This is a genomic window from Acetobacter persici, from assembly GCF_018256955.1.
Classification (GTDB): domain Bacteria; phylum Pseudomonadota; class Alphaproteobacteria; order Acetobacterales; family Acetobacteraceae; genus Acetobacter; species Acetobacter persici.
Map to the genome: position 1 here is coordinate 44828 of NZ_JAERKU010000005.1, position 24575 is coordinate 69402.

Consider the following 24575-nt stretch of genomic DNA (forward strand, 5'->3'; position numbering starts at 1 on the left):
TTTTCCGCCCTTCAGGCGGGGCGTCTGAATTTTTTCAGGCTCTGGCTGATCCACCCGGCCCCGCTGACCAGCACCAGCCCGGCGACAACCAGTAAGGCCCCGGTAACAAAGCCCGGTTCCACCGGCTCATGCAGCAGTACGGCCCCCAGCAGCACGCCGAACAGGGGCGTCATGAAGGACAGGACGCCAATGCGCGAGGCCTGATAATGGCGCAGCAGCCAGAACCACAGCAAAAACGCGACAAAGGAGAGGATGAAGACCTGATAACCCAGACTGAGCAGCAGGATGGGCGTGACGGTAAACGCTGTCTGATGCAGCAGCACCGCCATGGGGAACAGGAGCACGCAGGCTCCGGCAAGCTGATAGAGCAAAGTCTGTTTGGCGGGCACGGTGGCCAGACTGGACATACGGATCACAACGGTTGTCACCCCCCAGCTTGCCCCGGCCAGCAGGGCCAGTGCATCCCCCAGCAAAGACAGATCCGCCCCCTGCCCTGCCACGGTCTGATGCCCCAGAAACGCGACAGCAATACCGCAGAAGGCCAGCAGAATCCCCGCCCACTGGCGCGGGGCCATCCGCTCTGACGCTTCCATGAAGTGCAGGATAAGGGCTGCAAAAATGGGGGAGGTGTACAGAAACACCACGGAGCGGGACGCGGAAGTGTAGCGCAGGGACTGGCCGGTAAACAGATATTCCAGAAAAAACAGGACGCCCACGGCCAGACCGGGCTTCCATGTCCGGCTGATCTGCACCAGACGTTCCCGCCGGGCGAGCATGAGGCCCACCACCAGAAGGGCCGCCAGACCGGACCGCAGGGAAATTTGCAAAATGGGGGCCATGTCCTGCGCGGCGGCTTTGAGCGCCACCTGTTGCAGGCCGAAGCAGAAGCACAGACCCACCATCAGACTGGTGGCTGTTGCATCCAGCGGCTTGCGCATGTTCATCCCCGTTTTTTCCTTCCGCACGGTCATCCGGCGCACCCTATGCCGTATGCACGGAGAAGGGGAAAGAGCGGATTTACAGCATATCTTTTTCTTTAAGCGGGGAAGCCAGACGGGTGGCGACCGCCAGCAGAACCGCGGTGATGGGCGAGGCAAAAATAAAGCCCCACATGCCCAGAAACGCGCCGAAAATGGTCTGTGAGAGAATGGTGAGGGCTGGCGGCATACTGACGGCGCGCTTCTGGATGAAAGGCGACATGATATAGCCTTCAAACGCCTGAATGACGCTATACAGGCCCAGCACCATGAGTGCCTCCTGCGTGCCGACGGACAGGCCGATCAGCAACGCCGGAATAGCCCCCACAAAAGCCCCCAGATACGGGATGAAATTGGCAGTGCCCGCCACCAGCCCGAGCGGGAGCGCCAGCGGCATGCCGATAGCCCACAGGCCGAGCCATGTCAGCACACCCACAACCGTCATATCCAGCATCTGCCCCGCCACCCATGCGGAGAGCGTGTGCGCGATGGTTTGCAGGAGGGAACGGACCAGAGGACGGTGCCGCTCCGGCGTCAGCCTGAGAATTCCGTTGGCATACAGGCGGGGTGAAAGGGCGAAATAGATCCCGGCGATGACAATAACGATCAGGGTGCCGACGGAGCCGAAGGTGGACGTCAGCACGTTGGTCATGGACCCGGCAAAATCCAGCCCCGGCGCGCGGCTGCCTGCCCCGCTTTGGTTGCCGCCGAGCGATTGCGGCACGTGATCCAGAATCAGGCGGCCGAAGTCTCCGCTGTTCAGCCGGTCATGCAGGGCGCTGATCTGTGAGACCAGAGCCGTGCGCAGATGCGCGGCCTGCACCACAATTTCCGGCCCGAACACATGCACCAGCGCCGTAGCGGCCGCCCCCAGAGCCAGCACCAGCAGCATGACAGACAGCCATTCAGGCAGGCGCAGCAGATGCGTGATCCAGCGGGCGGCCCCGTGCAGCACCACCGCCACCAGTGCGGACGCACACACAACCATGAGCACCGGGCCGCCGGTGCTGATAACGACGGCGAGCACCGCCAGCACCACCACGACCATGATCAGCCGGTAAAACCGCGCCAGCGTATGATCCAGCGCCAGAATGGCGGCCAGAGCCTGTGTGGTGTCCGACGTATGGAGATGCGCCTCTGCCGGGGCGGCCGGATGGGGAGAGGACGGACCGGGAAAGGGCTGCGCGGCGCCGTGCAGACCTGGACGGTCTGCCTCGCCTTCCGGCCTGGGGGCGTGGAAAAGACCGCCGGGCGTGTCCTGATGGTCTGGGGTGGGCGGCACCATGGTTTTCTGTCTCTCCTGCTGCCCTGTTGCCGGATTACGGTGCAGCGTTGCGTAATCCTGCGCCGCTTTATGCAAGTGCGCCAGCGGCCTGAGTGTCACACATAGGAGAAGAGGTGAGGACAGGCTTTATCAGCATGGCAGATTTGGGCATGGTGGCAGGCAGGACCGGGCTGGTCTTGTCTTTCCTGCCAAAAAAAGCGAGACAACGCCTTTCCGCCACACACCTGACACGCTTTTTTTCCGCTCTTTGAGGCCCGTTGCTTTATGACGAAACCTGACGCAGCCAGTCATCTGGACATGGCGCACCCCTGCCTTGAGGGGAAGAAGCGTCGGTGCGGGCGGCCGACCCCCTATGGCACGGAACAGCTTGACCAGCATCTGCTGGAGGTGGCGGCCAGCCTGTTTGTGGAGCATGGCTATGCCGGGACATCGGTAGACCAGATTGCGCGCAAGGCCTCGGCCAGCAAGCAGACGCTCTACCGGCGCTATCCCTCCAAGGAAGAGCTGTTTAAGGCGGTGATTACCAACGTCACGGCCTGCCTGCTGCGCACCATGGCGGAAACACCGCTGAAAGACCCGCTCCATGAGCTGAAGACGATCAGCCGCCTGATGCTGGATTTTGTGCTGCGGCCGGACGCGCTGGGGACATATCGGATTCTGATTTCTGATGCGTACCGTTACCCCAGCCTGATTGACCATGCGATTGAGAACATCAACAAGCCGTTCCATGCCAACTTCCTGCGCCTGCTGAAGGCGGCGGAGGCAGCCGGACAGATTGGAGCCGGGCATGCGGATTCCACCACGACGCATCTCTGGGCCGGGATGCTGACCGGCTGGCCCATGAAGCAGAGCCTGTTTGGCCTGAACCCGCTGGAAGATGACGCTGCGCGCGATGCGTTTTTTGAGCAGGCGTGGGCGTTATTCCTGAAAGGTGTTGGCGCGGCTCCCGCCTGACTTCCGTTAAAAAAACATCCCTTCCAAAAAAATACCCTCTGAGGTGTGGAGATCCGCGCCGCCAGTTCGTCTTCCATTATAAGCTTATTTTTTGAGAATACTTCTCAATTGCATGTGGGAGCAACGTTTACAGATGGGTCACACATTGCGCCGCCAACCGGCGTCCGTTTCTGGAGTCTGTCTGATGACTCTGCTGGCATCAGGCCAGTTTGCCGGGCTTTTGACCCACACGGCCCATGCAGAAACATCCGTTGCCGGGACCGGTGCCGGTGCTGGCGCCGGGACCGTCCGGCACTTTTCAATTGGCGCGCAGCCTTTACGCACCGCACTCCATGCCTTTCTGGCCCAATCCGGCATTCAGGTCGCATATCCGACGTCTGACGCGGGGGATGTTCATTCCGCCGCAGTCAGCGGGACACTGACCGCGCAGGACGCACTCTCCCGCCTGCTGGCAGGAACGGGCCTGACCTATCGCTTTACCGGCGCCAGCAGTGTTGTGCTGAGTAAGGCCTCCTCCGCCATTATGCTCGGGCCTGTGCGGGTGGGAGGCACGGCGTCCTCCTCCGGGGTGGGCCAGTCTGCCTACGGGCCGGGGGTTGGCTTTGTGGCCACGCAGAGCGCCTCCGCCACGCGCACGGACACGCCGCTCATACAGGTCCCGAAATCGGTTTATGTTGTTACCCGCAAGCAGATGGATGATCTGCAACCCCTGACCATCGGGCAGGCGCTGCAATATTCACCGGGGATTGTCAGCACAACGGCCAATAGCAACACCCCGTCCGCCAGCCTTTTTCAGCCTGTCCGGCAACGTGGTTTTGAGTCCTATACATTTGTTGACGGGCTGCTGAATGGCACATCTGTCAGTGATCCGTTTTTTCTGGATCGGATTGAAGCTCTGAGCGGGCCATCCTCCGTGATGTACGGGCAGGCGAACCCCGGCGGCCTGATTAACATGACGCTCAAGCGCCCGACTGAAAAAGCACAGGGGCAGTTTAACGTCGGGTTTGGCAATTACGGGCGTTATGAAGGGCAGCTGGATTTTAGCGGCCCGCTTAATAAAAGCAAAACCCTGCTCTACCGCGTGATTGGGGTTGGCATTACTCAGGGCTCACAGGTCGATTATAACCATTACAAACGGCTGGCCGCTCAGGCGGATATTGAATGGAAAATTGACGATAAAACCAATATTACGCTTATCGGACAGTTTGCCTATGACCCACAGACGCTTGATCCGTGGATCGGTGTTCCGGCATATGGCAGTCTGATCAAAACCGGGTCTGGGCGTATTCCGGTTTCACGCTATTATGGAGACCCGTCTTTCCAGACCAACTGGGACCGTGAATATATGGTGGAAGCTCTGTTCCACCACGAATTTACAAAAAACCTGCAATTTAACGCAACGGCCCGGTTTGATGAACAAAGTGAAAACGGCTGTAGCTTATCACTGGACGACGTCAATCTCTCGACCATGACGATCAGCAGATCTGCTTTTTGCAGTGGCCAGTATAAAGGCCGCAGTTCTCAAATGACCGCAAATCTCAGCTATAAAGTACGCACCGGCCCAATCTCCCACTCTTTTCTGGTGGGGGTGGATTACAGAGGCCAGTGGGCTGATGGTTACTGGGGGTTTGACTTCAATACCGTGCCGGATATCAGCATTCTTAATCCGCAATATCACCAGTATACATCAACAGATTATACACGCGCCACCAATGGTAAATTTACGTGGACCAAATATCCGTACTGGCAGGATGGTATTTATTTTCAGGATCAGATGAACTGGCGGCGGTTCTATGTCACTCTTGCAGGGCGGCAGGACTGGAACGGATATGGTGGAAAGGACCTTTTCAACCGGCCTTTCACATGGAACGCAGGCATCAATTACGTTTCCAAAATTGGGCTGGCCCCTTATTTCAGCTACGCCAAATCCTTCATGCCACAAACCGGGAATGTTTATAGTGCCGGAGCCCTCCGGCAGCCAGACCCTCTTTCCGGCCATCAGTGGGAAGTTGGTCTGAAATACCAGATCCCGTATATTCAGTCTTTTATTTCCGCAGCCTATTATGACCTCGCTGAAAACAATGTTCTCGTTACCAACCCTGATTTCCCGAAATACAGCAGCGAAATCGGGCAGGTAAAATCCAGAGGGGTCGAACTTTCCGCGCACGCCAATCTTGCTCAGGGGCTTGACCTTATCCTCAATTACACCTGGAACCGGGTCTATAATTCCCGTACAAACCTGACAGGTAAAACACTGGACGGTCAGACTGTTTCCCTTATGGGAAAACACCTGACCCAGCAGCCGACAAACGCAGCGTCCGGTTTTCTTGACTATCATTTTCCTGATACGATTGCGCCCGGACTGTCCATCAATTTTGGCGGGCGGTATCAGGGCAGAAGCTGGGCGGATCAGGCAAACTCCTTCCGCAATCCGTCCTACGTCCTGTTTGATGGCGGCTTTAACTGGGATGCCGGAAAACTCTTTCAGTCTGTAAAGGGCCTGAATGTCCGGCTGAGTATCAGTAACCTTGGCAACAAGACATATGTGCAGTGCACATCAAGCGATATGTGCTATTACGGTGCCAAGCGTGTTGCCTATGGCACGATCGGGTATCACTGGTAAAAACCAGACGTGTGAGGGCTTTTGGCCCTCACTCAGGGCGCAGCAGAAGAATATTGCCCGGAAGCTGCGTCATTCTCAGGCCTGCAATCGTGGCGACGGTTTTCAGCGCGTCCTCAGGATGATCAATACGGAATGCGCCGCTGATACGGCGTGTTTCAGAGACAGTTCCCCAGACATACACCGCGCCGCGCCGATAACGGGCAATGGTCCTGATGGCGTTTCTGACTGTCGCCCCGTCCAGCATCAGATTCCCGCGGGACCATGCGGCAATCTCCTCCGGACTGACGGCGTGATCGACCGTAAATGTTTTTTCTCTGCCGTAAACCAGCCGATCCCCTTCATGCAGTCTGGCGATGGCGGCCTGTGGTGTCTGCACGTCCACACTGCCCTGACTGACTGAGACCGTGACGTGGTCTTCCGCGTCCCGCACCTCGAACACCGTGCCGACATCCCGGATGGTGCCATTTTGTGCCGTAACGGTAAAAGGCCGCGCGGCATCATGCCTGACTTTGAACAGGGCATTCCCGCGCAGCACCGTGACCCCCCGCTGACCTTGTGAATAATGCAGGGCGATTGCGGTATCACTATCCAGAATGGCCTCTGAACCATCTGCCAGCATCAGTGTCTGCACTGTATTCCCGGTCCACCGGTCTGCCTGCGCCCATGTTTTCAGCATGGGAGCGTAGAAAGACAGGGCAATGGAGGCGGCAAGAGCGGTTGAAAAAAAGCAGCTTTTTCTGATCAGCCTCCGCCGCCCCATGCGGGACCATGAGGCCTGCACGGCCTGATCCTGCTGCGGAGAAAGGGCGGCGGCACGCCAGAGCCTGCGTTCTTCTTCAAACACTCTGTTATGCTCGGCAGAGTCAGAACGCCACTGGCGAAAAGCCTCCAGATCCTCCGCTGTCATGCCGCCGGACGCCATGCGGATAATCCACGCCCGCGCGGCCTCGGCCGTATCCTGTTCTTTATAAACCACTTAATCCTCGCGGACTGCGGAAAGACGGTCCAGAGCCTGATGGATATAACGATTGACGATGGACACCGACTTACCGGACCTGCGGGCGATTTCTGTCTGTGTCAGACCGTGAAAGCGGTTGAGGCAGAAAAACGTCTTCATCGGTTCTGGCAGGGTTTCAATCATATCCTCCACGCGGGCAAGCTGCTTTTTGGCAGCCGTAGACTGCTCTGCGGTGGGTGTATCATCCTCCAGCCAGAGCAGTTCATCAATACTGTCCTGCACATCTTCCCGCCGGCACAGGCTGCGGGCGTGGTCAATCGCCAGATTGGCGGCCAGCCGGTAGAGATAGGCTTTGGGGCTGCCTATAATAAGGGTTTGTTCAACACGCTGTATTTTCTCGAAAAGAGACTGAACGGCATCTTCCGCCGCATCCCGGTTTTTGATGATGCGATACATCAGGCGCAGCAGCGTGGGCCGCTCCGCCACCATCAGTTGTGTTAAGACTGTGAGAGTATCCTGCATGATCTGACCAGCGCCTGATGAAGCCTGCGTCGTGCTAGCATACTTAAGAATAATTCGCAATTTCAGGAAAAGGTTATGATCTCTTCCTGAAACGCAATTTTATCAGGGTGCCGCGCGGCCAGCATGCCCGAAATACTGCTCCAGAAGAGCCACGTTACGCAGGTTGGCCTTGAAGGCGGCGTCAAACAGATCCCCTGCCACCGGCACCGTATCCACAACAGTTTCCAGCAGCACGTTACCGACCATGCGGGCCAGAAGAGCCGTGGGGACGCGCAGTCTCCACGCCTCCCACACGATATAAAGGGAGACGAAGCCCATCACCGTGCTGCCGCCAACCGGCAGCAACCCGACGAGGGCATCCACCCCCACGCGGAACCGCGTGCCGGGCAGCCGGAATGCGGCATCCAGTATCCATGCGAGACGCCGGACACGGCGTAGGCGGTGCGCAATGTCCTCAGCGGTATGGAACGCGCCGTTTCCGGCCATGGTATGAGCGTATGTCATGATTTTGGAAGTGGGATGGGCGACGTGCCGTTTCAAGAGGGTTCAAACGCCAGCGCCAGCCCGTTCATGCAATAGCGCAGGCCGGTCGGCAGTGGGCCGTCCGGAAAGACGTGGCCCAGATGCCCCTTGCAGGACGCGCAATGCACTTCAGTGCGCACCATGCCGTGCCGGGTGTCCTGCGTGGTTTCCACCGCACCGGGCCGGGCATCGTAAAACGAGGGCCAGCCGCTGCCGCTTTCATATTTGGTCTCTGAATCAAACAGGGTCTGGCCGCAGCCCGCGCAATGATAAAGGCCGGCACGCTTTTCATGGTTAAGGGGGCTGGAGCCCGGATATTCCGTGCCGTGGCCTTTCAGAATATGCTCCTGCTCGGGCGTGAGCGGGCCGCAACCGGTAGGGGAACAGGACTGGGTCATGCGGGAATGTCCTTGTGGTTGTTGCGTGTTTCTTGTTGCTTATTGGGCCTGTGCCGGGGCACTGTCTGGCCTGTACCGCCTTTTTGGCAGAGCTTCCAGCAGGTTTTTTCTGCCGTGCGGTGGAGACATTTAACGGCGCAGGCCAGAAACGGTTGCATCAGGACTGCCCCGCCTGCGCGGAGGCGGCAAGCCATTGCATAAGCGGGAGGATAACGGCACTCTCCGGCCATGACGGCCTCCACACCCCCTGCCCCTGTTCTTGTCCTGTTTCGGGATGATTTTCGCCTGAGCGACAACCCGGCCCTGCATGCCGCCTGTGCCAGCGGGCAGCCTGTGCTGTGCGCTTTTGTGCAGGATGATGCCTGCATGCCTCAGGGGGTGATTGGCTGGTGGCTGGGGCAGGCCGCGGCGGCACTGGCTGATGCCCTGAGCCAGCAGGGCGGCGCACTTCTGACGCCGCACGGGGAAACACTTCCGGTTGTGCTGGATCTGGCAAAAGCTGCCGGGGTTTCAGATGTTTTCTGGAACCGGCGTTATGACCCTGTGGAGAAAGAGCGTGATACCGCCCTGAAAGCAGCTCTGACGGAGTGCGGCGTGACCGTCCATTCCCTTTCCGCCCGGCTGCTGCATGAACCCTGGACCGTGCGGACCGGGGCCGGGCAGCCCTACCGGATTTTTACGGCATGGTGGCGCGCTGCGCGGGAACTGGGTGAACCCGGACGCCCCCTGCCCGCCCCGCAGGAGATCCGGTTTGCTCCTGTGCCGCGCGGGTTTAAAAAAGACCTTGCTCCGGGTGCGTTGCTGACCCCTGCCCTGCCCGATGATGCCACACAGGCCGCGCAGTACTGGCCCTGTAGTGAGGAGCAGGCGCGCACCATTCTGGAAGATTTTCTGGACGACACACTGGCGCATTACGATACAGACCGGGACCGCCCAGACCGGGAGGGAACCTCCGGTCTTTCCCCTTATCTGCGCGCCGGACTGATTTCCGCACGGCAGATCTGGCAGGCCGCGCGGCAGGCGGAAGCCCGCAGCGGCGACCACCTGAATACAGAAAAATTCCTGTCTGAGCTGGGCTGGCGGGATTTTGGCTGGATGCAGCTTTTTTATGAACCCGATATGCCCACCCGTAACCTGCGCTCTGAATTCGACCAGATGCCCTGGGAGAATGACGCTGAAGCTTTTACCGCATGGACGGAAGGGCGCACGGGCTATCCGCTGGTGGATGCCGGGATGCGGGAGTTGCGGGCCACCGGCACCATGCATAACCGGGTGCGGATGGTTGTGGCGTCCTTTCTGACCAAACATCTGCTGACAGACTGGCGCAAGGGTGAACGCTGGTTTTATGAACGGCTGGTGGATGCTGACCCGGCGCTGAACGCCATGAACTGGCAATGGTGTGCCGGGACAGGCATTGATGCCTCCCCCTGGTTCCGTATTTTTAACCCGGTGGGGCAGTCTGAAAAATTTGATCCTTCAGGCGCCTATATCCGCACATGGGTGCCGGAACTGGCTGGCCTTCCGGACAAGCTGATCCATACCCCGTGGAAAGTGGATGCGGCCCTGAGCCGCTCCCTGCGCTTTGTGCCCGGCAAGACCTACCCGCACCCGATTGTGGACCTGAAGCAGGCGCGGGCCATTGCGCTGGAGCGGTACAGAACGCTCAAAAAGGACGACCAGCCCCAGAACTGACCAAAACGCCCTGCCCGAAACACGGAGCCGGGGTCAGGGCCAATAAGATAAGGTCAGATCAGCCCGGAGCGGGTGGCGTGCAGAATGGCGATATCCGTTGTGGCAGCGCCCAGCTTGTAGCGGGCCACGCGCAGGCAGAGCCGGACAACGGATTCCGGCAGTTTGAGTTTTTTGGAAATTTCCGCCCCCAGCAGCCCGTCTGCCGCCAGTTTCAGGCATGATTTTTCTTCATCAGACAGGTCGACCTGACTGGAGGACTGGTGGGCGGTAATCCGCAAATAGGCCTCATGCACGTGGTTGCCCAGCATCTGATAATCACGCACCGCGCTGATGCGGGCGATGCCGTCAAACTTTGTGGGGTCAAGACTGGTAATGACGAACAGACCGTGTGAGCCGTCCACCCCGGCGAGAGGCAGGGTCAGGGCGGAATGGCCGAGGGTAAAGTCCTGCGCTTCCTGCAAAATGGTATCGGCCAGCGTGCCTTTTTCTACCTCAAGCTCCCGCCATTCAAACGGCAGGCCGCTTTCCATGCTCCGCTTTAAAACCGGGTCCGCATGCAGATAGCCGTGTGTGTAATACCGTTCCTGCCAGGCGCGCGGATATGTTGTGCTGATAAAATTATGCGGGTCCAGAAGCTGTTCGCCCGAACCGGCGAAATAATAGACAACATGAAACATATTGCATTTTTCAGGAATAGTCCTGACGACGTCTGACAGTTCTTCCAGAGAATGGGCTGTACTGATGGCCGAGACAAGCTCCTGCAGGGCGGTGGGAAGAATAAGGGTGGGCGGGTTATATTTAAATGGCATGACCCTGACTCTAACATACTTTGGGCCGGGCCGGGCGTCCTGTGACTGACCTCAGACCCCGCACCTTGAAAAGACGATGATGTGGTTAAAATGGCCTTTGCTGCACTTCCGTCACATGCCGCAAGGTTAGCAGGGTAATATCCAGAACGCCCACACAAAATTCCTGCCCGCTGATTTCCCCTGAACACAGGGCATAGGGCACCGCCCCAAGGCGCCGGTACAGTCGCATTCTGGCGCGGGGATAGGTGCCGATAATCTGCCGGATATCATTCGCGAGACTGTATTCGCACACGGTTTTCAACACATCCAGCAGCAGGTTGCGCCCTGCGGGTGAGGACGTATCCGCTGAGGTACAGAACCATGAGAGTTCCCACACATCAGGGCTGATAATATCCGGGCAGCCTTTGAAGAAGGGCGCGAAATCCTGCCGCAGCATGGTCGGCCCCGTTGTGGGCAGAATACGGACGGAGGCTACGGCATCCCCTCCGTCTTCTACCGCGACGATGTAGAGGGGATTGCACTCCAGATCATACCGGTCCTCTTCCGGAGTTTTATGAAAAAAATCGTTCCATTCTGAGTTTTTTTCAAAAAATACACGACGGGAGTATAATATTTTCTCATAAATTTCTGGAAAATGGTCCCGTTCATTATAGGAAAAATGGTAAATCATGTGACAGGCCTGCTCTTAATCTCATAGCATCTTATATTTAATGATGTTCTCCAGATTGTTTTGACGGCTTTAAGACCTCAGTACGTGTGCGGACGTTCAAACCGACAAAACCACCCCATAAACTTTGGAAGAAATCAAAAATATTATTTCCAGGAGGATCTTATTATAAGACGTCTTTTTTATGCTAAAAAGAAAGCAGAATTGTGCTGAATACGAAGGGAGGGCACTAAAAGACGTGCCCGCCCTCCGTTTTATACATTAAGACTTTTATCTGTTCAAAAGGCAGCTTTTTCATGTTCCGCTGAAACAAATTTGATCAGCGTATGCGCCCGCACGGCTTCCGGGCCGCCTTCTGTGCCGTAACCGGAATCCTTGATGCCGCCAAACGGCACTTCCGGCACGCCAAGACCGTGGTGGTTGATGGCGATCATCCCGGCTTCCACCTGTTCTCCCAGCAGGCGCTCCGTGCGCTCGTTCCGGGTGTAGGCGTAGGCGGCCAGACCATACGGCAGGCGGTTGGCTTCCTGCACGGCGTCTGTCAGGGAAGTGAATTCCGACACAATGGCAATCGGGCCAAACGGTTCTTCCTGCATCATCCGCATGGCCAGCGTGGGGTTCAGCACAAGGGTCGGGGCAAAAAAGCAGCCTTCATTGGGCAGCGGCACGTCAGCCTGCCAGATGGTTGCCCCTTTTTCCCGCGCATCGGCCACCAGTTCATTCAGGGCTTTCAGGCGGCGTTCATTGACGACCGGACCCATTGTCACGCCTGCATCCAGACCGGAACCGATCTTGAGGGCGTTCATCTGCGCCTTAAATTTATCGACAAAGCTGGACGCAATGCTCTTGTGCAGCAGGAAGCGTGTGGGGGCGATGCACACCTGCCCGGCATTGCGGAATTTTGCGGCGCACAGGCGCTGGGCGGCGGCGTCCAGATCCGCATCCTCGCAGACGATCACAGGGGCGTGGCCGCCGAGTTCCATTGTCACGGGCTTCATCTGTGCGCCGGCGAGTGCGGCCAGATGTTTGCCGACCGGCGTGGAGCCGGTGAAGGAGATTTTGCGCACAACGGGGTGAGCAATCAGATATTCCGAAATTTCCGCCGGGTCCCCGTAGACCAGAGAGACGGCCCCCGCCGGGACTCCAGCATCACAGAAGGCCCGCAGCAATTCCGCAGGGGATGCGGGGGTATCTTCCGGGGCTTTGACAATCACGGCACAGCCAGCGGCCAGCGCGGCGCCCAGCTTGCGGGCAATCTGGTTGATGGGGAAGTTCCACGGGGTAAAAGCCGCGACCACGCCCACGGGGCGGTGCAGCACGCGCTGCTCAACATTGGGGACGCGCGGGGGGATCAGCGTATCATTCAGGCGGCGGCCTTCCTCACCAAAATATTCGATGACGCCAGCGGCCCCGTTGATTTCGATAATGGCCTGCTCCAGCGGCTTGCCCTGCTCACGGCTCATGATGCGGCCGATGCTCTCCGCACGCTCACGCAGCAGATTGGCGGCCTTGCGCATGATAACAAAGCGGTCCCACGCTGTGAGCGCGCGCCATGCGGCAAAGCCCTGTGCCGCGCCGTCCGCCACCCGTGCCAGATCCGCTTTGGAGGCATGGGCGATCTTGCCGATTTCTTCTCCCGTGGCCGGGTTGAAGACCGGCAGGGTGCGGCCATCTGCCGCGTCCTGCCATTGCCCGGCCACCAGAAGCTGCGTGCTGATAAAATCCTGTGACATTGCGTATCTCCCCGACTGGAACGACAGACGTGCTGCTCTGACGTTATCTTATAACTTTAAGAGGCTGTTTCAAAACTCCGCAGCGGAGATCCGGCAGAAAATTTTGCGCCTGAATGCGATAATTTTTGAAGCAGCCCTGAGGAAAGAGCACCATCAGCAGGCAGATGCAAGGGGGCAGCGCCTGCTGCCCCTCCGTCAGGCAGGGAGCTTTTTCAGCACGTTGATCACATGCTCACTGGTAATCAGGCGCGTACATTCAAACTGACGTGGCGTGTTTTCATGCCGGGGGCACCACAGGAAATTATGGTGGTCAAACCGCTCACTGGAGTCATTCCAGCAGGAATTGCAGGTGTGCCAGTTGATGACGCGATAGGGCGTTTCAAACTCATTGGTCGGGTGCGTGAAGCCGGATATCATCACCACCTTTGTGCCTGCGGCCCACGCCAGCCAGGCGAGGCCGGAACTCAGGCCGATAAAGGCGTCCGCATGTTTGAGCCAGCGGGCGCGCTCTGCAAGGGGGCGGTTGCCGGTTTCATCTTCCGCGCCATGCGGAATATGATTCCAAACAAGACCGGTGCCGTGCACGGTTTTCTGATCAATACAGATAACCCGGTAGCCCTTGCTCTTCAGAAACGCGATCACATCCTGCCAGCCGGTCGGGTTGTTCCAGTATTTGCACTGGGTGCTGGCCTGCACGGCAATGCAGACATAGGGCTCGGGGATGGGGCGGCTCTCATCGGGCAGATGCAGACGCGGGGCTTCCTCATGCGGGGAGACGCCCAGAATATAGCCTGCGGTGCGGTGCAGGCCGACAAACCGGAAATCCGTGGGCTGCTGGTTGCACTCTTTATCGTCAAAAAACAGACCGATGCAGTACGTGGCGTAGGATTTGCCCGTAATTCCGGCTTTCTCCGCGTCTTCCGACGTCATGAGCGTGAGGTTGGGGTACGCGTCTTTCAGCAGCGGCAGAATAACGCCGGACAGCAGGCAGGTCACTTTTGCGCCGTGTGCTTCCGCAAAGCGCGCCACATACGGGAACCATGCCAGCGTATCCCCCAGCGTGCCGACGGGAAGCTGGATGATGACGTCCTGCCCGCGGGCATCATACTCACAGGTAAAGGCCGGACGTTCCACCCCGTCTGCGCCAATATCCGTGACCTCAATCCCGAAGCGAACATAATAGCGTTTGCTGGACGTGATGGTGGCCCCGGCGGCTTCATGCCGGAAGAGGATGTTCCCTGTATCCAGATCCCGCAGGATAACGCGCCATGTTCCGTCTTTACGCTCGGGCACATGCACGCGCGCGCCAAGATTGAAGTCATACCGGATGCCGTGCGGCCCTTCCATCACCGGGAGCGTGGGCGGGGGCAGATAGGCGGGTTTATCCGGGGTTTTGGCGGCGGGCTGTGCGGCGGCACCGGCAGCAGCAGCCTCCTGCGGCGGGGTGGCTGGCGCAGCCTGAGGCTGACCGGCAACCGGGGGAGCCTCTGTGGCGGAAGAAACGAGAACGGCAGTTTCGGACAAAGACTGTTCCCCAGAGAAAGAGACGAAAATGAAAGAGACGGAAAATTCGTGACAAAAAATTTACGAATTAAACCCGTGCAGGAACACTTAAGATTTGTCCATGCGTTTTATAGTTTGTGCGTTGTCTGAGCATCAGAAGGACGATACGCTGGAAATGTTATGTGTTTTTTAATATTTTCTCAAAAATTACTTCCGCACCGGGTCAGTTCCTCCGGATTTTCTCTGAAATGTCATAAATCATGCGGTACTGTTGCACGATATTCATAGAATGATCACAGTGTAGCAAGACCAATCTGTCGTGAAATTTTCACGTTTAAGGCCATTCTGATGCAGAGTTTTTCACGCCGTTCTGTTCTGGCAGCCTCCTGCGCCGCCGCACTCTGCGGGAGCTTACGGCGGGCCGTGGCGGCACCGTCCCTCGCGCCGCGTCCGCTGGTATTTGCCCACCGGGGCGCCTCGGCCCTGCGGCCGGAGCACACACTGGCCTCCTACGTGAAAGCCATTGCGGATGGGGCGGACTTTATTGAGCCGGACCTTGTGATGACCAAGGACGGCGTGATGATCTGCCGCCATGAAGCCAATATTGCCGAGACGACCGACGTGGCGCAGCGGCCGGAATTTGCCAGCCGTAAACGCAGCCTCAGCATTGATGGCAAAACAGAAACCGGCTGGTTTACGACGGACTTTACCCTTGCTGAACTGAAAACCCTGCGGGCGAAAGAACGGCTGGCCAGACTGCGGGTCCATAATACCCGCTATGACGGGCATTTTGATATTCCGACTTTTGAGGAAATGATTGACTGCGTTGCGGCGGAAGCCGCGGCGCGCGGGCGTGTTCTGGGGCTGATCCCCGAGATCAAACACTCCACGCATTTCCATGCCCTCGGGTTTGACCCGGAAGCGGTGTTTTTACGGACGATTGCCGCGCATAACTATACCCGCACGGCCCCGCTGGAAGTGCAGTCCTTTGAAACAGGCAACCTGAAACGCATCGGGGCGGATGTGCGGGCCATCAACCCGCAGGCGCGGCTGATGCTGCTGATGGGAGAGCGGAAGGAGGTGCCGCCCGATCTGGCCGCCCAGGGCGAGAAAACCACATTCGCGGACCTGATGACCCCGGCAGGTCTGAAAGACGTGCGGCGCTATGCGGATGTGATCGGCCCGTCCCTGACTGACCTTATTCCGCGTGATGCACAGGGGAACTGGCTTGAACCGTCCTCTCTGGTGGAGGATGCCCATGCGGCGGGCCTGCTGGTGCATGCCTATACCTGCCGCCCGGAAAACTATTTCCTGCCGCGCCAGTTGCGCAATGGAGAGAGCGACGCCGCCCGCAATGTCGCCGGGTCCATTGCCGATATCCGGCGGTATCTGGATATGGGGCTGGACGGGTTTTTTACGGATGATCCGGCGATTGGCCGGATGGCGGTGGATCAGCTCTGAGCAGAGAACCCGCTATGTCAGGCCGGGGGTGGTTCTTTTAAGACAAGCGGTAATCCGGCTGCAATAAACAGCACTTTCCCGACCTGTGCGGCCAGCCGCTGATGAAGCAGACCGGCTTCATCCCGGAACTGCCGGGCGAGTTTGTGTTCCGGCACGATCCCCAGCCCGACCTCATTCCCGACCAGCACAGTGGGGGCACGCCGCTCCGCCAGTGCGGCGAGCAGCGCGTGTGTAGCGTCCGGAATACGCCGCTCTTCCAGCAACAGGTTGGTCAGCCACAGGGTCAGGCAATCCAGCAGGACCGGGCGCGTGGCGTGGGCGCGCAGAACATCGGCCACGGCAAATGGCTCTTCTACTGTCTGCCAGCCCTCCGCCCGGCTGGCGCGGTGGCGGGCAATGCGCTCCTGCATTTCCGTATCAAACGCGCGGCCTGTGGCAAGGTAGACCCACGGGGCGGGCAACGCTGTAATCAGGGCTTCCGCATGGCGGCTCTTGCCAGACCGCGCACCGCCCAGAATGAGCGTTGTGCCGGGCAGGCCTGCGGGGAGCAGGGCTGTCTCCGGTTCCGGCATGACCGCCGCAGCGGGCGTGGCTGAGGGCTGCTGGCCCGACGGAGGGGCAGTGTCTGCCTTGAGCGAGAGAGTGTTCATGCGCTATCCGCTTTCCTGCTGCCATGTCAGTATGGCGTTTATAACAGCATAAATTCAGGGTCATGCCACCAGCCTCCTCCCCCGCTCCTGCTCCTCCGTTTGCGTCCCTCGCCGCCCTGCGCGCTGCCTGCCTCGCGCTGCCGGAGGCCGATGCCACGGCCCGACGCAGCATTGCGGCGCATGAGGCCGAGTTGACCAAACCGGCGGGGAGTCTGGGGCGGCTGGAAGAGCTGACACAGTGGCTGGGCGGCTGGCAGAAGCGGGCGCAGCCCCGGCTGGACCGGGTGCAGATTCTGATTTTTGCGGGCAATCATGGCGTTGTGCGGCAGGGCGTTTCTCCCTGGCCGCAGGATGTGACGGCCCAGATGGTGCAGAATTTTGAACAGGGCGGGGCTGCCATCAACCAGCTTGCCCATGTGGCAGGCGCGACGTTGCAGGTTGTGTCTGTGCGCGGGCTGGCTGCCACGGCGGATTTCACCACGGCTCCGGCCATGACGGAAGAAGCCTTTCTGGACGCCGTGCAGACAGGGTATGACGCCGTGCCGCATGCGTGTGACATGCTGTGTCTGGGGGAAATGGGCATTGGCAACACCACGGCGGCAGCGGCTCTGGCGGCGGCTTTGTTTGGCGGCACCGGGGCCGACTGGGCCGGACGCGGCACCGGGCTGGATGCCCCCGGCGTGGCGCATAAAGCGCGGGTGATTGATGCCGCTCTGGCGCACCATAAGGCAGAAATGGCGGCGACACAGGGGGCCTCTGCGGCGGAGAGCGAACGCGCAAAGCAGTTGGGCGCAGTAACACCTGCCTATGACCCGCTGGAAATAGCCCGCAGGCTGGGCGGGTATGAACTCGCGGCTTTGCTGGGGGCGACACTGGCGGCGCGGCATTCCGGCATTCCGGTGTTGCTGGATGGATTTGTCTGCACGGCTGCGGTGGCTCCGTTGGCGCGGCTGGCCGCAGGTAACGCCGAGGCCAAAGCTGAGGCTGGTAATGAGACTGGCGCCGGGCTTGAAGATCAGGCTCGGAGCGAGGCTGCAACGGGGGGACTGGCCCATACGCGCCTTTCCCATTGTTCTGCCGAGGCAGGCCATGCGCGGCTCGCGGAAAAGCTGGGGCTGGGGCTGGTGCCGTTGCTGGACCTTGGTTTGCGGCTGGGGGAAGCCTCCGGCGCGGCACTGGCGGTCCCGCTGCTGCGGGCGGCGGTGGCGTGCCATAATGGCATGGCGACTTTTGCGCAGGCTGCGGTTTCAGGCCGCACAGGATGAAGCCTGCCCCGGCTGAATCCTGTGCGGCCCGGGTGCGGCTGGATGTGGCCTGTGGGCTGAGTTTATTGACGCGCCTGCCGGTAAGCTGGCTGCTGTCCCCCGCGCAGCGGGCCAGCACGGCGCTCTGGCCTATGGGCCGTTCTATCTGGTGCTGGCCGCTGATCGGCGCGGGCCTTGGCGGGCTGGTGGGGATGCTGTTCTGGCTGCTGCGGCTGAGCCATATGGCGGCTTTGCCTGCGGCAGGGCTGGCGCTGGCCTTCCAGTGTGTGCTGACCGGCGGCCTGCATGAGGACGGACTGGCTGACATGGCGGACGGCTGCGGCGGGGCCACACGGGCGCGTCGGCTGGAGATTATGCGCGATAGCCGGACTGGCAGTTACGGCGTGCTGGCCCTGAGCCTGAGCCTGCTGGTGCGGGCCTCCGCCATTGCGGCTCTTCCTGCAACTATGGCGGTGCTGGCGCTGGCTGTGTCCGGCTGTCTGGCGCGCGCGGCATTGCTGGTTCTGGCCGCCTACCTGCCCCCGGCCCGGCCCGACGGTCTGGCCCGCTCACTCAGTCCGCTGCCGCGCGGGCCGTTATGGATGGGGTTGCTTCTGACCGCGGGGTGTATGGGCGGGATACTGCGGGAAATGCTCTACGCTCCCACCGCAACGATGGGCGGCCGGCTTTCCCGTGAAAACCTGATGTGGCTCCAGTCCGGGCTTGTGGCCACGGGGGCTGCTCTGATGGCCTGCATTCTGGTGGGAGGCGCGGCCCGCCGGATGCTGGGAGGCTATACGGGAGATGTGCTGGGCGCGGCGGCAGTTGTTACTGAATGTTGTGTGCTGTCGGCTCTGACAGCCGTGCTCTGAGGCGCACCGCGCGCAAAACCGGGCAACCGGGCAACCGGGCAACCGGGCAACCGGGCAACACGGAAGAACAATAAGACAGTGCAGGCAAGAGCCCTGTGGATGCGGGCCAGACGGGCGGTTGCCAGACGAGGGGTTGCCGGAAGGGCAGGGCCAGACGGGGGCTGAATAAATTGACAGGGGCGCAGGGGCCGTTCAGACTAAAGGCTGATCTGGGGAAGCTGGTGGAAATCCGGCACGGTCGCGCCACTGTAATCCGCTTGCTGCAAGCGGGAAGTCAGACCTCCAGCCTTGTTTTTCTGTTCACCGCGGAACGCGTTTTTACCAGCGGAGCCTGTCTGATGATGCATCCTTCCTCCCCCCGCGCGCAGGGTATTGCCGCACCTGCCCCCGTTGCCATTCCCGTTGGCGCCTTGCTGCCCTGGGCCGTGTTTGGCCTGCTGCTGTCCGTGCTGATGCTGTATTTTGTGGGGGCGGAACAGGGGGCTGTTTCCCTGATTTCCGGGCATGAAGTGCATGAATTTGTGCATGATGGCCGCCATCTGCTGGGCTTTCCCTGCCACTAAACCGCAGGGTTTTTTCTGATGATTGCTGGACGTTTGCTGGCACGCGGCATGATTGCCGGGTGCCTTGCGGCTGCACTTGCCTTTGCGTTTGCCCGCCTGTTTGGGGAACCGCAGGTGGCGCTGGCCATTGCGTTTGAGGCTGCGCGCAGTGCGGCGGAAGGGGCTGCCCCGGAGCCGGAAATGGTCAGCCGGTCCGTGCAGGCCAGTTATGGTCTGGCCGCCGCCACGCTGCTTTATGGCGCGGGGTTTGGCGGGCTGTTTGCGCTGGTGTTTTCCTTTGCCTACGGGCGGCTGTCCTTCTCCTCCCCCCGCGTGCTGGCGCTTCTGCTGGCTGCCGCCGGGTTTGTGACCGTGGTTCTGGTGCCGGACCTGAAATACCCGCCCAACCCGCCTGCCGTGGGGAACCCCGCCACGCTGGCGCTGCGGACGGAAACCTATTTTGTCATGATTGCGCTTTCCATCTGTGTGGCGGCCATTGCCTGCCTGATTGGCCAGAAAGTGGCGCAGGTGCGCGATAACTGGACCGGCTGGCTGTGCGGTGGCGCTGTCTTTGTGGGGCTGGCCGCCCTTGTGCAGTTTGGCCTGCCGGATGTGAATGAAGTGCCGGACGGCTTCCCTGCCGTGGTGCTGTGGCGCTTCCGGGAAGCTGCCCTTGGCATGCAGGTGGCGCTGTGGGGCAGCATGGGGCTGATTTTTGGCGCGCTGGCAACGCCGGTGCTGCTGGGCCGCAGCCGGAGCTAAACCTCCCCCGCTGCACAGCGCGCAGGTGAGGGGTATTTCTCCCTCCCTGCTCTTTCTGAAAAACAGATGATGCGATAACAGACACCAGCACCCTAGTGACCAGAAGGAGCTGTGTGGCGGGTATGGACCAGAGCTGGCCTAAACTACATTCCAGACATGTCTGGTTGCTTTTCCTGTTAAGCTGCCTGTTTGCTCTGCCCATTTTTCTGGTCAACGTGCCGTATATGGATGATAACGCGCGCGTTTTATACGGCTACACATGGAGCCGCAGCGGGCGCATTTTCTCGACATTCCTGATGAATACGCTGGGTTTGCGCAGCCGCAATGTTCTTGATCTTGCTCCGCTGGGGCAGATTCTGGGCCTGCTGGCTCTTTCATACAGCGGGGCGTTGCTGGCCGCGCGGCTGTTGCGCGGGCGCAGGATGGATGATCTTTCCGTCTGTCTGTGCGCGCTGCCGCTGGCGGTGCAGCCGTTTTTTCTGGAAAATCTGTCTTATAAATTCGACGCCTTGCCAATGCTTATGGCCCAGAGCTGCGCTGTTCTGGCGGCGCTGGTGCCGGAGGGCTGGTCTGGCCGACGGCTGTTTGCCACATGCGCGGCTTTTCTGTTTGCGGTCATGTGTTTTTATCAGCCTGCGCTGAACACATTTCTGGCCCTCGCCGTGTTGCTATTTGTGTGTGACACCTGTGAAGGGCGGGATCAGGCGGCATGGCGGGCACTGGGCCTGCGGGTGGCCGCACTGGGCGTAACCTATGGTATGTATCACTTTGTAATTATCCGCCATTTTGTGCATGGCTCCTACGCTGGCCCCCATAGCGGGACCATGAGCCTGCATGATGTGCTGTCCGGGATGCTGTGGAACAACCTGCAACAGGCACGCGCCCTGCTGGCCTCCCTCCTGCATGGCGGGCCGGGCGTTGTTCTGGGCCTGTTTTATGCGCTCGGAGCGGCGTTTGTGTGGTCTGGTGTGCTGCCAGCCCTGCGCCGGACAGACAGAGTTGCAAAGCTGAACGCGCTGGCACTGGTGAGCGTGCCATTTCTCCTTGTGCTGCTGGTGCCGGGGATTGTGCTGATTCTGGCGGATACGGTCATTGCGCCACGGATTTTTATGTCGTTTTCCGCCTGCGTTATTCTGGCCAATCTGTTTTTTCTACAGACGGCTGTGGGCCAGAAACTCCGCTGGCTGGCGGTTGTGCCGCTCCTGTATTTTTATGTGGTGTCCTTTGATTTTGGAAACGCCATGCAGGCCCAGGAACAGTTTGAAAAGGAACAGGTGGAACGGCTGGCCAGCATGCTGGATGAAGCCGGTTTCCGCCCCGGAGATGATCTGTTCCTCTACGGCACGGAAGCAGAGGCCCCCATTGTGCGGAACGCCATTACCGCCCTGCCCTATCTGGCGGACGTGCTGCCGCGCCAGCAAATAAGTGATGATGCGTTTTTTGGCTATATCCGCCTGCGGCAGGTGGGCATAGACAGCCGGGAACATACACCTGCGGAATGGGAAACGGCGCACGCCCTGCTGAAGGCCAGCCACCTGCTGCATGAAACACCCCGCTTTGCGGTGTACCGGGACGGGCACAGGTTTGCCTCACGCCTGACGGGGCTGTGACGCACGGAGCGTGCCGCGCAGCAAAGGCCCTTGCGCCCTGCCGGAGGATATGCCAGCTTTTTTATTACGGTTTGTCAGTGAGTCGTTTGCCGGAAAAGGATCTGGAAAATGCGTACACGGTGCAAAGCAAAGGCTGTTGAAAACAAGTCCTTGCAGACCCTGCTTCTCATTCCCTTCGCGCCGTTACTGATGCTGGCTGTCTCAAATCTTCCGGTCGCAGATTTTGAAAAAGGGCTGCTTGACGGTGGTCTGGCTGGGATGCAGTTGCTGCTGGTCCTCGCCGTTTACCGCCAGAAAACCCGTAAAAAATAACGCGCTCTTTCAGGGAGAGCTTTACGGGTCCTCTTCAGCGTCCGCCGTCTGGGCTGTGGACCCGGCGGACTGCTGGGCGGCCAGAGCGTCAAGATCTGCCGTGTGGTCTATGGCCCATGTGTAGAGCATTTCTATCGGTTCAATAAAAATCTGGCCTGCGGGTGTCAGCCGATACTCCACACTGGGCGGCATGATCTGCTGCACATGGCGGCTGACAAGCCCGGCCTGTTCCCGTTGACCCGCACATTTTCGATCCATGGAAGATTTTGAAATGCGCCAGATGACAGAACTGTCAGACACCACACAGAAAATCGTCATTTTTATTGGCGCGGGCCTTATTTTTATCCCGCTGGATGTGGCGTGTATGCGGTATTTTCACATCCGGGACGCCTTCTGGCCGAGTGTCTTGCTCACATTTGCACTGGCGCAAATCAGTACTCTGCTTGTGACGAAGGCGGTGAAAATGAGAGCCGCGCAGAGACAATAAATCTGGAAATCTGGCCTGCTCAGTGCGGCAGGTTAGCCCTGAGAGTCAGGCCCGGTCTCCTGCCCTGCCCCCAGTGCCCGCACGCGCCAGTGTCCGGCGTGGTGGGTGAACAGGCTGGTGGTCTGGGGCGGGATATCCAGCTTTGCCGCCATCTCCGGCCCGCCCCCCAGAATTGCGCAGGCGAGAGCGCTTACAACGGCAGGGCGCGCAATAATCAGCAGCGTTTGTGCCCCGGAACCGGCAGGGCGGGCAGCGGCGGGCAGCGTACCGCGCGCGGCCTCTTCCAGCGGCAATGTGGTCAGCCAGGCCCCGACCCGCGCGTGGAACTGACGCAGGCTTTCCCCCTCTGGCGGCGCGAAATCCGGGTCATGCAGCAGAGCATGCAGGGCTTCAGGCGCAAGATTTTTCAGAGCCTGTCCGTGCCATGTGCCGTAATCGCGGTCCCTTAGGGCTGCTGTGTGTGTGATGGGCGTTTCATGTGTGATGGGCATCTCAGGAGAAATAAACGGTATGTCGTCGGGTGCCTCTCTGGTCTGCAAAGAGGACGCTCCTCCGGCTGGTAGGAAGGGGGCATCGCCTGAGCGGACTGAAGGAGGTGCGCTTTCCGGGTCAGACAGCGGGTCTGCCTGAGGGTTAGCGGGGAGACAGACGCAGTCTTCGGCCAGAATGATCTGGCTAAACTGCGGGGGTTTACGCAGATGCGGCAGGGAAAAGCCGCCAGTATTCTTGGGAAGAGTCACCAGACCACACGCCTCACGCGCGGGAATACAGCCCTGCTTCACCGCGTCCGGCAGGCTGGTTGTCAGACAGATCAGGCGGAGGGTCTGGGATGTAGAGGCGCGGGTCATTCGGCATCGCCCACAGGGCGTGCGGCCCATGCCTGCGCAGCACGTTCCAGCCGGGACCATGCAGCCTCGGACGGGGGCAGGCCAATCCGCAGGCGGCCCGGCTGGTCTGCAAAAATGCGTGTCACGAGGCCATAGATGCAGAAATGCCGCCAGAGCGCCGGAGCCGTGGGGTGCAGCACCAGCGTAAACAGGCTGGCCTGCCCGGTGTGGGACAGGCCAGCGGTGTCCAGAAGTCGCGTCAGGCGACCATGCGCCGCGCGGGCCTGTGCGCGGGCGGCGTGCAGCCATGCGGTGTCTCGCAGAGCCTGCTGCCCTGCGGCCAGACCAAGACTGCCAACCGGCCACGCCCCCAGAAACGCACGGGCCTGCGCGGCGCGCTCCGGGCTGGCCAGCAAAAACCCCAGACGCACCCCGGGGAGGCCGTAGGTTTTTCCAAAAGACCGCAGCACAAGCAGCGCCGGATGGGGCAGAAGGGGGGCGACACTCTCCTGCTCAAAATCCGCGAAGGCTTCATCAACAATCAGGATGTTTCCGTGGGCGGCACACTGGTCTGCCAGTGTGTGCAGCCAGTCCGCGGAAAGCAGACGTCCGTCGGGGTTATTGGGGTTGCAGACGACGCAGACTGTGCCGGGGTGGCGGGCCGCGACGTGAAGGTCTGCCGGGTCCGTCACCTGCTGCACCGGCACGCCCTGCATGTGCCAGGTCTGGGCGTGCCCGGAATAGGTTGGCCCCAGCAGACACACGCGCCGCGCGGGCAGCAGGCGCGGTAACAGAGCAATCAGACTCTGGCTCCCCGCGCCCGCAACGACCATGGCAGGGCTACCCAGACCATATGCAGCGGCAGCGGCGGCCTGTAGATCGGCTTCTTCATCTTCTTCCGGCAAACGGGCCAGCACAGATACATCTGGCAGACGCAACGGATAGGTGTAGGGGCTGATGCCGGTGGAAAGGTCATAAGCAGGCCGGGGAGCCTGAGGAAAATGCGCCATGACGGCCCGCATTTGTCCGCCGTGGGAAGGGAGAGGCAGATCCTCTGATACCATGATGGGCGTGGATGCGCATGCTGCTCCGGGCGGCGGTACTGGCATCGACCCCGAAGAGGCGGGCGTGGTAGTCTGCTGGCTTTCCTGCACGTTTCTGGCCG

At 60.0% G+C, this 24575-nt stretch carries 25 protein-coding genes and 1 riboswitch; of the genes, 11 read left to right on the forward strand and 14 right to left on the reverse strand.

Going from position 1 to position 24575, the window contains the following annotated elements:
* Positions 1-11 precede the first annotated feature (11 nt).
* Positions 12-944 carry a DMT family transporter gene (locus JK199_RS07715; RefSeq protein WP_212374984.1) on the reverse strand — a complete coding sequence of 311 codons (933 nt, stop codon included), beginning with the start codon at positions 942-944 and terminating at the stop codon, positions 12-14.
* 73 nt (positions 945-1017) lie between these two features.
* The gene (locus JK199_RS07720; protein WP_244984987.1) at positions 1018-2337 is read right to left on the reverse strand and encodes an AI-2E family transporter; all 1320 of its coding nucleotides are present in this window, start codon (positions 2335-2337) and stop codon (positions 1018-1020) included.
* 189 nt (positions 2338-2526) lie between these two features.
* Between JK199_RS07720 and JK199_RS07725 the strand changes: the two genes are divergently transcribed.
* Both JK199_RS07725 and JK199_RS07730 read left to right on the forward strand, forming a co-directional pair.
* Positions 2527-3216 carry a TetR/AcrR family transcriptional regulator gene (locus JK199_RS07725; RefSeq protein WP_244984988.1) on the forward strand — a complete coding sequence of 230 codons (690 nt, stop codon included), beginning with the start codon at positions 2527-2529 and terminating at the stop codon, positions 3214-3216.
* A gap of 184 nt (positions 3217-3400) precedes the next feature.
* Complete coding sequence (locus tag JK199_RS07730; protein WP_244984989.1) at positions 3401-5839, forward strand: TonB-dependent siderophore receptor; 2439 nt, start codon at positions 3401-3403, stop codon at positions 5837-5839.
* Positions 5840-5867: 28 nt separating this feature from the next.
* On the opposite strand, the gene JK199_RS07735 is transcribed toward JK199_RS07730, so the two are convergent.
* From JK199_RS07735 to msrB, 4 genes are all read right to left on the reverse strand, one after another.
* Positions 5868-6815, reverse strand: coding sequence for a FecR family protein (locus tag JK199_RS07735; protein ID WP_212374986.1), 948 nt, complete (start codon positions 6813-6815; stop codon positions 5868-5870).
* Entirely contained in the window at positions 6816-7319 is a 504-nt protein-coding gene (locus JK199_RS07740) for an RNA polymerase sigma factor (RefSeq protein ID WP_077931057.1), read from the reverse strand.
* A gap of 102 nt (positions 7320-7421) precedes the next feature.
* On the reverse strand, positions 7422-7823 hold the full coding sequence (locus JK199_RS07745; RefSeq protein ID WP_212374988.1) for a DUF4112 domain-containing protein: 402 nt from the start codon (positions 7821-7823) through the stop codon (positions 7422-7424).
* A 32-nt stretch (positions 7824-7855) separates the two neighbouring features.
* Complete coding sequence (gene msrB, locus JK199_RS07750; protein ID WP_212374990.1) at positions 7856-8239, reverse strand: peptide-methionine (R)-S-oxide reductase MsrB; 384 nt, start codon at positions 8237-8239, stop codon at positions 7856-7858.
* 228 nt (positions 8240-8467) lie between these two features.
* On the opposite strand from msrB, the gene JK199_RS07755 reads away from it, so the two are divergent.
* A complete protein-coding gene (locus JK199_RS07755; RefSeq protein WP_212374992.1) occupies positions 8468-9931 on the forward strand; it encodes a cryptochrome/photolyase family protein in 1464 nt (487 codons plus the stop codon).
* A 53-nt stretch (positions 9932-9984) separates the two neighbouring features.
* Here JK199_RS07755 and JK199_RS07760 read toward each other — a convergent pair whose 3' ends face one another.
* From JK199_RS07760 to JK199_RS07775, 4 genes are all read right to left on the reverse strand, one after another.
* Entirely contained in the window at positions 9985-10740 is a 756-nt protein-coding gene (locus JK199_RS07760) for a helix-turn-helix transcriptional regulator (RefSeq protein WP_077931054.1), read from the reverse strand.
* Between the two features lie 85 nt (positions 10741-10825).
* On the reverse strand, positions 10826-11410 hold the full coding sequence (locus tag JK199_RS07765) for an acyl-homoserine-lactone synthase (RefSeq protein WP_212374994.1): 585 nt from the start codon (positions 11408-11410) through the stop codon (positions 10826-10828).
* A gap of 275 nt (positions 11411-11685) precedes the next feature.
* The gene (locus JK199_RS07770) at positions 11686-13140 is read right to left on the reverse strand and encodes an NAD-dependent succinate-semialdehyde dehydrogenase (RefSeq protein ID WP_086654804.1); all 1455 of its coding nucleotides are present in this window, start codon (positions 13138-13140) and stop codon (positions 11686-11688) included.
* A 195-nt stretch (positions 13141-13335) separates the two neighbouring features.
* Positions 13336-14511: an autotransporter strand-loop-strand O-heptosyltransferase gene (locus JK199_RS07775; RefSeq protein ID WP_237591539.1), complete on the reverse strand. Its 1176-nt coding sequence runs from the start codon at positions 14509-14511 to the stop codon at positions 13336-13338.
* A 480-nt stretch (positions 14512-14991) separates the two neighbouring features.
* Between JK199_RS07775 and JK199_RS07780 the strand changes: the two genes are divergently transcribed.
* The gene (locus JK199_RS07780) at positions 14992-16104 is read left to right on the forward strand and encodes a glycerophosphodiester phosphodiesterase (protein ID WP_212374996.1); all 1113 of its coding nucleotides are present in this window, start codon (positions 14992-14994) and stop codon (positions 16102-16104) included.
* Between the two features lie 17 nt (positions 16105-16121).
* Here the strand turns inward: JK199_RS07780 and cobU are convergent, their stop codons facing one another.
* Entirely contained in the window at positions 16122-16676 is a 555-nt protein-coding gene (cobU, locus tag JK199_RS07785; RefSeq protein WP_212375175.1) for a bifunctional adenosylcobinamide kinase/adenosylcobinamide-phosphate guanylyltransferase, read from the reverse strand.
* A 140-nt stretch (positions 16677-16816) separates the two neighbouring features.
* Between cobU and JK199_RS07790 the strand changes: the two genes are divergently transcribed.
* The 6 genes from JK199_RS07790 to JK199_RS07815 all read left to right on the forward strand — a co-directional run bounded on the left by JK199_RS07790 (position 16817) and on the right by JK199_RS07815 (position 22096).
* On the forward strand, positions 16817-18019 hold the full coding sequence (locus JK199_RS07790) for a nicotinate-nucleotide--dimethylbenzimidazole phosphoribosyltransferase (protein ID WP_212374999.1): 1203 nt from the start codon (positions 16817-16819) through the stop codon (positions 18017-18019).
* A complete protein-coding gene (locus tag JK199_RS07795) occupies positions 18016-18870 on the forward strand; it encodes an adenosylcobinamide-GDP ribazoletransferase (protein WP_212375001.1) in 855 nt (284 codons plus the stop codon). The genes JK199_RS07790 and JK199_RS07795 overlap by 4 nt, the downstream gene beginning before the upstream one ends.
* A 166-nt stretch (positions 18871-19036) precedes the next feature.
* A riboswitch (cobalamin riboswitch) is annotated at positions 19037-19168 on the forward strand.
* A 40-nt stretch (positions 19169-19208) separates the two neighbouring features.
* Complete coding sequence (locus tag JK199_RS07800; RefSeq protein WP_086656431.1) at positions 19209-19433, forward strand: CbtB domain-containing protein; 225 nt, start codon at positions 19209-19211, stop codon at positions 19431-19433.
* 21 nt (positions 19434-19454) lie between these two features.
* Entirely contained in the window at positions 19455-20174 is a 720-nt protein-coding gene (locus JK199_RS07805; RefSeq protein WP_212375177.1) for a CbtA family protein, read from the forward strand.
* Between the two features lie 122 nt (positions 20175-20296).
* Positions 20297-21784, forward strand: a complete 1488-nt coding sequence (locus tag JK199_RS07810) for a glucosyltransferase domain-containing protein (RefSeq protein WP_212375003.1) — start codon at positions 20297-20299, stop codon at positions 21782-21784.
* A 108-nt stretch (positions 21785-21892) separates the two neighbouring features.
* Complete coding sequence (locus JK199_RS07815) at positions 21893-22096, forward strand: hypothetical protein (protein WP_212375005.1); 204 nt, start codon at positions 21893-21895, stop codon at positions 22094-22096.
* Between the two features lie 21 nt (positions 22097-22117).
* On the opposite strand, the gene JK199_RS07820 is transcribed toward JK199_RS07815, so the two are convergent.
* Complete coding sequence (locus tag JK199_RS07820; protein ID WP_244984991.1) at positions 22118-22354, reverse strand: winged helix-turn-helix transcriptional regulator; 237 nt, start codon at positions 22352-22354, stop codon at positions 22118-22120.
* Between the two features lie 13 nt (positions 22355-22367).
* On the opposite strand from JK199_RS07820, the gene JK199_RS07825 reads away from it, so the two are divergent.
* Entirely contained in the window at positions 22368-22583 is a 216-nt protein-coding gene (locus JK199_RS07825; protein ID WP_212375208.1) for a hypothetical protein, read from the forward strand.
* 32 nt (positions 22584-22615) lie between these two features.
* Here JK199_RS07825 and JK199_RS07830 read toward each other — a convergent pair whose 3' ends face one another.
* A complete protein-coding gene (locus JK199_RS07830) occupies positions 22616-23431 on the reverse strand; it encodes a histidine phosphatase family protein (RefSeq protein WP_212375009.1) in 816 nt (271 codons plus the stop codon).
* Complete coding sequence (locus JK199_RS07835) at positions 23428-24420, reverse strand: aminotransferase class I/II-fold pyridoxal phosphate-dependent enzyme (RefSeq protein WP_408742360.1); 993 nt, start codon at positions 24418-24420, stop codon at positions 23428-23430. The genes JK199_RS07830 and JK199_RS07835 overlap by 4 nt, the downstream gene beginning before the upstream one ends.
* Positions 24421-24575: the final 155 nt, after the last annotated feature.

Bases quoted from the DNA above. Each gene is read 5' to 3' on its own strand.
- JK199_RS07815 (WP_212375005.1), top strand. From the start codon at position 21,893: ATGCGTACACGGTGCAAAGCAAAGGCTGTTGAAAACAAGTCCTTGCAG.
- JK199_RS07800 (WP_086656431.1), top strand. From the start codon at position 19,209: ATGATGCATCCTTCCTCCCCCCGCGCGCAGGGTATTGCCGCACCTGCC.
- JK199_RS07820 (WP_244984991.1), bottom strand. From the start codon at position 22,354: ATGGATCGAAAATGTGCGGGTCAACGGGAACAGGCCGGGCTTGTCAGC.
- JK199_RS07725 (WP_244984988.1), top strand. From the start codon at position 2,527: ATGACGAAACCTGACGCAGCCAGTCATCTGGACATGGCGCACCCCTGC.
- JK199_RS07765 (WP_212374994.1), bottom strand. From the start codon at position 11,410: ATGATTTACCATTTTTCCTATAATGAACGGGACCATTTTCCAGAAATT.
- JK199_RS07830 (WP_212375009.1), bottom strand. From the start codon at position 23,431: ATGACCCGCGCCTCTACATCCCAGACCCTCCGCCTGATCTGTCTGACA.
- JK199_RS07760 (WP_077931054.1), bottom strand. From the start codon at position 10,740: ATGCCATTTAAATATAACCCGCCCACCCTTATTCTTCCCACCGCCCTG.
- JK199_RS07780 (WP_212374996.1), top strand. From the start codon at position 14,992: ATGCAGAGTTTTTCACGCCGTTCTGTTCTGGCAGCCTCCTGCGCCGCC.
- JK199_RS07790 (WP_212374999.1), top strand. From the start codon at position 16,817: ATGCCACCAGCCTCCTCCCCCGCTCCTGCTCCTCCGTTTGCGTCCCTC.
- JK199_RS07730 (WP_244984989.1), top strand. From the start codon at position 3,401: ATGACTCTGCTGGCATCAGGCCAGTTTGCCGGGCTTTTGACCCACACG.
- JK199_RS07740 (WP_077931057.1), bottom strand. From the start codon at position 7,319: ATGCAGGATACTCTCACAGTCTTAACACAACTGATGGTGGCGGAGCGG.
- JK199_RS07715 (WP_212374984.1), bottom strand. From the start codon at position 944: ATGAACATGCGCAAGCCGCTGGATGCAACAGCCACCAGTCTGATGGTG.
- JK199_RS07795 (WP_212375001.1), top strand. From the start codon at position 18,016: ATGAAGCCTGCCCCGGCTGAATCCTGTGCGGCCCGGGTGCGGCTGGAT.
- JK199_RS07745 (WP_212374988.1), bottom strand. From the start codon at position 7,823: ATGACATACGCTCATACCATGGCCGGAAACGGCGCGTTCCATACCGCT.
- JK199_RS07835 (WP_408742360.1), bottom strand. From the start codon at position 24,420: ATGGCGCATTTTCCTCAGGCTCCCCGGCCTGCTTATGACCTTTCCACC.
- JK199_RS07770 (WP_086654804.1), bottom strand. From the start codon at position 13,140: ATGTCACAGGATTTTATCAGCACGCAGCTTCTGGTGGCCGGGCAATGG.
- msrB (WP_212374990.1), bottom strand. From the start codon at position 8,239: ATGACCCAGTCCTGTTCCCCTACCGGTTGCGGCCCGCTCACGCCCGAG.
- JK199_RS07755 (WP_212374992.1), top strand. From the start codon at position 8,468: ATGACGGCCTCCACACCCCCTGCCCCTGTTCTTGTCCTGTTTCGGGAT.
- cobU (WP_212375175.1), bottom strand. From the start codon at position 16,676: ATGCCGGAACCGGAGACAGCCCTGCTCCCCGCAGGCCTGCCCGGCACA.
- JK199_RS07825 (WP_212375208.1), top strand. From the start codon at position 22,368: ATGCGCCAGATGACAGAACTGTCAGACACCACACAGAAAATCGTCATT.
- JK199_RS07810 (WP_212375003.1), top strand. From the start codon at position 20,297: ATGGACCAGAGCTGGCCTAAACTACATTCCAGACATGTCTGGTTGCTT.